The 6851-nt window shown below is 70.6% G+C and carries 6 protein-coding genes; 1 reads left to right on the forward strand and 5 read right to left on the reverse strand.

Features of this window, described 5'->3' with window-relative positions; translation table 11 throughout:
• Positions 1 to 224: 224 nt before the first annotated feature.
• A complete protein-coding gene (locus G3573_RS18870) occupies positions 225 to 1364 on the forward strand; it encodes a retropepsin-like aspartic protease (protein ID WP_163263230.1) in 1140 nt (379 codons plus the stop codon).
• Here the strand turns inward: G3573_RS18870 and G3573_RS18875 are convergent.
• The 5 genes from G3573_RS18875 to odhB all read right to left on the reverse strand — a co-directional run.
• Positions 1361 to 1876, reverse strand: a complete 516-nt coding sequence (locus tag G3573_RS18875; protein WP_163263231.1) for an FKBP-type peptidyl-prolyl cis-trans isomerase — start codon at positions 1874 to 1876, stop codon at positions 1361 to 1363. The two genes, G3573_RS18870 and G3573_RS18875, sit on opposite strands and share 4 nt — an antisense overlap.
• A complete protein-coding gene (locus tag G3573_RS18880; RefSeq protein WP_163263232.1) occupies positions 1857 to 3062 on the reverse strand; it encodes a threonine ammonia-lyase in 1206 nt (401 codons plus the stop codon). Before G3573_RS18880 ends, G3573_RS18875 begins: the two co-directional genes overlap by 20 nt.
• Before the next feature lie 236 nt (positions 3063 to 3298).
• Complete coding sequence (locus tag G3573_RS18885) at positions 3299 to 5614, reverse strand: TonB-dependent receptor (RefSeq protein ID WP_163263233.1); 2316 nt, start codon at positions 5612 to 5614, stop codon at positions 3299 to 3301.
• Between the two features lie 171 nt (positions 5615 to 5785).
• Entirely contained in the window at positions 5786 to 6031 is a 246-nt protein-coding gene (locus tag G3573_RS18890) for a DUF2007 domain-containing protein (RefSeq protein ID WP_163263234.1), read from the reverse strand.
• A gap of 51 nt (positions 6032 to 6082) precedes the next feature.
• The coding region (gene odhB / locus G3573_RS18895) for a 2-oxoglutarate dehydrogenase complex dihydrolipoyllysine-residue succinyltransferase (protein WP_163263235.1) at positions 6083 to 6851 on the reverse strand (769 nt) is incomplete at its 5' end.

Here is a 6851-nt window from a genome sequence, read left to right on the forward strand (position 1 = left end):
GGCTGAAGGCGGGCCTGGCCGGCCTCCCCGCCGCCTGGCGCGCGCGCAAGGCGGTGCAGGCGGCGCGGCGGGTGAGCTCGGCCGCCATCGCCCGCGCCCTGACCTGGTCCCCCGCCAAGGCGCTGGCGCGCGACCTGGACGTGCGCTGACCGAAGCGTTGCCGTTTCGCGTGTGCCCGACCTATGCTTGCGCCGGGCGCGGGCGAGCGTAGGAGCGAAGCGGTCATGAGGCGTTTGCGGATCTGGCCCGTCGTCGCGCTAGCCTGCCTGCTCGGGGCGACCCCGGCCGCAGCCACCGCCCACGATAGCGCGGCGCCCGCCGAACGAGGCGGCCAGCCGATCCCGGCGGACCTCTCCAGCGGCTCGCTCGTCGTGCCGGTCCTCGTCAACGGACGCACGTTCGACGCGGTGCTCGACACGGGCGCCAGCGCGACCGTGTTCGACACAGCCTTCGCCCGCAGCCTCGGCATGGCGACCGAGGCCGCGGTCGAGATCGGCGGAGGAGCGCAGGCCGTGTCCGGCGGCCGGGGCGCACCGGTCCAGATCTCCATCGGATCAGGGACCTTCACCGCCCGTCCACTCCTGACCGACTTCGCCACCTTCGGCCTGGAGCAGAAGATCCTCATCGGGCGCGACTTCTTCGACGCCTTCGTGGTCCAGATCGATTTCGACGCCCCGGCCGTGCGGGTCAGCCCCCGCGACGGATTCGTCGAGAGCGACGGACTAGGCGCGCTCGTGCCGCTCGCTTCGACCAAGACCGCCATGCTGAGCGTCCCGGTCGAGATCGACGGCGCTGACGCGCGCGCCGCGCTCGACCTCGGCAGCCAGTTGGGGGTGGAGATTCCGTCGGCCCTGATCGGTACTGGCCGGCAGTCGACCTGGGTGATCGGGGACATCTCCGGCTGGCGCACCTATCCCACCACCAGCGTCTCCCGGTTGCGCCTGGCGGGAACGGACCTGCAAGACGTCCCGGCGATCGTCCGGGACCACCCGGAGCGACCCGGTCAGCCGACGCTCGGCCTGCCGGTCTTGCGTCGCTTTTTGGTGACCCTCGACCTCGGCGGGCGGCGCATGTGGCTGCGTCCCGGTCCGGCGGTGGCCGCCCCGTTCCCGCACGACCGCCTGGGTCTCGCCTGGCTGCCGGAGGATGGCGGCCTGCGGGTTGTCCATGTCGCCGCGAACAGCCCGGCCGCAGCGGCCGGCTTCGTCGCGGACGACGTGGTGGTCGCCGTGGACGGGACGGACGTGCGGCCCGACAACGCCGCCGTTCTCAAGCGGGCGGGCAAGGCCCCGGCCGGCACCGTCGTACGCCTGCGGACGGCCGCCGGCGTCGCCCGGTCGGTCACCCTCGCAGATTACGACTAGACGTTCCCGGTCTCGCCGCCGGCGTGCGGGAGCACGCCGAGCAGTTCGATGCGGAACACCAGGGTGGCGTTCGGCGGGATGGTCGGGGGCGAGCCCTCTTCGCCGTAGCCCAGCTCGGGCGGCACGTAGAGGATCCACTCGTCGCCGACCCGCATCATCGGGATGGCTTCCTGCCAGGCCTTGACCAGGCCGGCCAGTTCGAAGGTCTCCGGCGAGCCGCGCTCGAAGGAGCTGTCGAACACCTCGCCGCTCAGCAGGGCGCCTTCATAGTGGACCTTCACCTCGTCGGTGATGTCCGGCTTGGGCGCGTCCGGCGCGCCGGAGCGCACGATCTTGTACTGCAGGCCGTTGGGCAGGGTGTGCACGCCCTCGGCCTTGGCGTTCTTGGCGAAGAAGGCCTTGGCCTCGGCCAGGCCCGCGGCCGCCGCCGCCGGGTCGACCTTCGGGCCGCACGCGGTCAGCGCCGCGGCCAGGGCGAAGACGGCCAGCGCCTTACGCATTGGTGAGGACATAGCCGCTTTCCTTCAGGGCCTGGCGGATCTCGTCGGCGTGCTGCTCGTCGCGGGTCTCGACGACGATGTCGTACTCCGCGCCCTTGGCCGGCACCTCCAGCGAGAGGCGGTTGTGGATGACGTCGAGGATGTTGCCGCCCAGCTTGCCGATCACCGTGCTCATGCCGGCCAGCACGCCCGGACGGTCGTCGCCGACGATGCGGTAGGTGACCATGCGGCCCTGGCGGACCATGTCGCGGTAAAGCACCGTGCTCAGCATGCGCGCGTCGATGTTGCCGCCGGCCAGCACCAGGCCGACCTTCTGGCCCTTGAACTTGGCCGGGTAGCGCAGCAGGGCGGCCAGGCCGCCGGCGCCCGCGCCCTCGGCAACGGTCTTCTCGACGTTGGCGTACATGGCCACGGCGCGCTCGAAGTCGGCCTCGTCGACCACCAGCACTTCGTCGATCAGCGGGTCGGCGACGGCGAACGGGATCTCGCCCACCGCCTTGATGGCGATGCCCTCGGCGATGGTCTGGCCGCCGCACTTGGGCTTCTCGCCCTTCCGGCGGGCGACGAAGGACGGGTACATGGCCGCCTCGACGCCATAGACCTTGATGCCGGGCTTCAGCGCCTTCACCGCCGAGGCGATGCCGGCGATCAGGCCGCCGCCGCCGATCGGCACGATCACCGCGTCGAGGTCGGGGGCGTCCTCCAGCATCTCCAGGCCGCAGGTGCCCTGGCCGGTGAGGATCTGCAGGTCGTCGAAGGCCGAGACGAACACGTAGTCATGCTCGTCGCGCAGCTTCATCACGTGGTTGGTCGCCTCGGTGAAGTCGGCGCCCTCGATCACCACGTTGGCCCCGTAGGCGCGGGTCTTCTCGATCTTCACGAAGGGCGTGCCGTGCGGCATCACGATGGTGACCGGCACGCCGAGCTGTTGGCCGTGATAGGCCAGCGCCTGGGCGTGGTTGCCGGCCGAAGCGGCGATCACGCCGCGCTTCTTCTCCGCCGGCGACAGCTGCATCAGCTTGTTGCGCGCGCCCCGCTCCTTGAAGGAGGAGGTGAAGTGGGCGTTCTCGAACTTCACCCACACCTCGGCCCCGGTGCGCTGGGACAGCTTGCGCGAATAGCGGCACGGGGTCCGGTCGACGAAGTCCTTGATGCGCTCGGCCGCGGCGCGGATGTCGTCGAGGGTCACAGTGGTCATGGGCGCACTTCTGAAACGGAACCGCGCGGACCCTAGTGGGCGCCCTTGGGGAAGGCAACGCCGCCGTTCTCTCCTCCCCTGTGGAGCGCAGCGGAACGGGGGAGGGGGACCGCGAAGCGGTGGAGGGGGCGTCAGCTGCCGCTCGCCCTCCCCACTAATCTTTCACGCTGCTGTTCGCCCCCTCCACCACACTTCGTGTGGTCCCCCTCCCCCGCTTCGCAGGGGAGGAGATTTGCCTACCGCCGCACGCGCACGGTAACGCCGACGCTGCGCGGCTCGCCGAGGAAGGCGTTGACCGTGCCGGTCTGCAGCGGGGCGTCGAAGGCGACCTGGCGGTAGAGCTCGTCGGTCAGGTTGCGGGCCCACAGCTCCGCGGCCCAGCGGCCGTCCGCGGCCCCGACCCAGACGCGCGCGTCGGCGCGCCAGAAAGCCGGCTGGATCTTCAGCGGATTGAGGTCCGAGCCGGTGTTGTATTCCGAGTTGAACTTGCCCGAGAGCCAGGCGCCGGCCTCCAGGCCGTGGCCGATGGGGCGGCTCCAGTCGGCCGCGGCGGCCGCCGACCACAGCGGCGCGAAGGCCGAACGCGAGCCCGGCAGGCGCACGAGGCCGGTGATCGGATCGGAGCCGAACTCGGTCTCGGCGTAGGTGACGCCGCCGCTGAGGTTCAGGCCCTCGACCGGGGTGGACCAGCGGGCCTCCAGCTCGGCCCCCGTGGAGGTGAGCTCCGGCACCGAACGCACCACGAAGGTGGCGTTGGCGAAGGTGTTCAGCTGGAAGTCCTGAAACTCCTGGCGGAACACGGCGGCGTCGACCGCCAGCGCGCCGTCGAACCAGCGGGTCTTGGCCCCCAGTTCGTAGGCGTCCACGCGCTCGTCCTCGAAGGCGGTGTCGGCGTCCAGCAGGTAGGCGGTCTGTTCGCGGTCCAGGTTGAAGCCGCCGGCCTTCCAGCCGCGCGCCCACGAGGCGTAGGTCACAGCCTCGTCGGTCAGACGCCACGAGGCCTTCAGCGTGCCCGACCAGGCGGTCTCCGAACGCGACTGGTGCGAGGTCCCGTTGAAGGCGCCGTTCGACCAGGGCAGGCACAGGACGCTGACGCCGGTCGCGGCCGCCTTGGCCGCGGTGCAGGCGGCGCCGTCGTCGGTGGTGCGCCAGGTCGAGGCCAGGTCCTTGTCCTCGGCGGTGAAGCGCAGGCCCGCGGTCAGCTCCAGCCTATCGGTCACCCGCCAGCTGTCGTTGGTGAACAGGGCGAGCGTGCGGGCTTCCTGGCGGTAGGTGTCGCGCGCGCCCTCGCCGGCGACGAAAGAGGCGCCCGGCGCGAAGCCGGTGATCTCCGACACCCGGTTCGGATTGGCGCCGCCGGTCAGCAGCAGGCCCAGATAAGTCTCGTAGTCCGCACCGTACAGGTACGCGTCGCGGCGCTCGACGTCCTCGGCCGCCAGGAAGGCGCCGACCATCCAGTCCAGCGCGTCGCGCTTGCCGGCCAGGCGCAGTTCCTGGCTGACGGTGGTGAACTCAGAACCGAACGAGCCGTCCGGGTCGCGGTAGTAGATGTCGGCGGTCGAGAAGTCGGCGTCGTAGCCGTTCTTGGTGGACCAGCTGCGCGCGGCGGTGATCGAGGTCAGGGTCGCGGCGCCCAGGTCCAGGTCGACCTGCACCGACAGGCCGGCGTCCTCGATCTCCTGGGCGGTCGAGCGGTTCGACCAGGCGGTGCGGGCGCCCGGGTTCGGCGCCGGCGCGACGCCTTCGTCGGCGGCCAGGCCGTCGATCCAGGCCGCGGTCGGGCCGCGCACCAGCATGACGCCGGCGCAGCAGTTCTCTTCCCGCTTGGTGTAGTCGGCGATCACCCGGATCTCGGCGTCGTCGGAGGGGACGAACAGCAGCTGGCCGCGGGCGGTCCAGTAGTCCTGGTCGTTGTCCTTGCGCTCGGTGCGCGGGCCGTCCCCGGTGCGCACGTCATAGATGCCGTCGCGCAGACGCCGCGCCACGAACAGGCGCCCGGCCAGGGTGTCGGTGATCGGCGCGTTCAGGGTCAGGGAGGCGCCCCGCGTGCCCAGCTCGCCGACCGTGGCCTCGGCTTCGAGGTAGGAATTGAACTGCGGCGCGGCGGTCAGCACGCTGATCAGGCCGGCCGAGGCGTTCTTGCCGAACAGGGTGCCCTGCGGACCTTTCAGGATCTCGATCCGGTCCAGCTCGCCCAGGTCGTTGATCGCCGTGCCGGTGCGCGGGCGATAAACGCCGTCGATCACCACGCCGACCGAGGACTCCAGCCCCGGATTGTCGCCGACCGTGCCGACGCCGCGCAGGCGCGCGGTGGTCTGGGTCTCGTTGGCGGTGGAGGTGACGATCAGACCCGAGGTCAGGGTCTGCAGGTCCTTCAGGTCGCGCCCGCCCGAGCGCTCCATGGCCTCGCCGCTGACCACGGCGACCGACAGCGGCGCGTCGATCAGGCGCTGCTCGCGCTTCTGGGCGGTGACGACCAGTTCCTCGACGGCGACGGGTTCGGCGGAAGCGGAAGCGGCGGCCAGCAGGGCCGAAAGCGCGACGAAGGACATCTATTGTGCAACTGCGAAGCTGAAAGACCGCGCCTAGAAGCGCAGCCTGCTGTGTCGCACAAGCTCGCAAAGGTAGAGCTGATCAGGTTATCGGCGGCAAGAAACCGGAATTTCGCCGAACACGGCCGTCCGGGCTCGACTTTGCAAAAACCTGTTTGACCCCAAACGAAATCAGTCGGGGTCCTCGACCTCGGCGTCGCCGATCTCGCGGGCGGCGGCCAGGAGGGCCCGTGCGGCCGCCAGGTCGGCCTCCGGGACGCACAGCCGGATGCCGCCGGCGTCGTCCGGCTCCAGCGGCATGACGCCCGGCAGCGGATCGTCGAGCACGGTCGCGTCCAGCCCCGCCGAGCGCAGGGCGGCCCCGGCCACCTGCGCCTCGGGCAGGGAGGTGAAACGGGCGACGATCGCCAAGCCCATCGGAGCTCCCCCCAAACAAAAAGGGCGGCCCGCAGGCCGCCCTCTTCAGGATCAGACGTCCAGCAGGAAGCGCTGGGGATCCTCGATGTTTTCCTTGATGCGGACCAGGAAGGTCACCGCTTCCTTGCCGTCCACGATGCGGTGATCGTAGCTGAGCGCCAGGTACATCATCGGGCGGATCACCACCTGGCCGTTCACGGCCATCGGACGCTGCACGATGTTGTGCATGCCCAGGATGCCCGACTGCGGCATGTTCAGGATCGGCGTCGACATCAGCGAGCCGTAGATGCCGCCGTTGGTGATGGTGAAGGTGCCGCCCTGCAGCTGGTCCAGGGACAGCGCGCCGTCGCGGGCGGCCTTACCCAGGCGGCCGATCTCCTTCTCGATCTCGGCCAGCGACATCTTGTCGGCGTCGCGCACCACCGGAACCACCAGGCCCTTCTCGGTGCCGACCGCGACGCCGATGTCGTAGTGGTTCTTGTAGATGATGTCGGTGCCCTCGATCTCGGCGTTGACCGCCGGGATCTCCTTCAGGGCGGCGACCACGGCCTTCACGAAGAAGCCCATGAAGCCCAGCTTCACGCCGTGGCGCTTCTCGAAGCCGTCCTTGTAGGCGCTGCGCAGGGCCATGACCGTGGTCATGTCCACCTCGTTGAAGGTGGTCAGCTGGGCGGCGGTGTTCTGGGCTTCCTTCAGGCGGCGCGCGATGGTCTGGCGCAGGCGGGTCATCTTCACCCGCTCCTCGTTGGCGCCCAGCGCGCGCGGCGCGGCGGCCGGCGCGGCCGCAGCCGCGGCCGCCGGAGCCGGAGCGGTCGGGGCG

Origin of the sequence: Caulobacter sp. 17J65-9, assembly GCF_010975005.1 — a bacterium.
GTDB lineage: Bacteria > Pseudomonadota > Alphaproteobacteria > Caulobacterales > Caulobacteraceae > 17J80-11.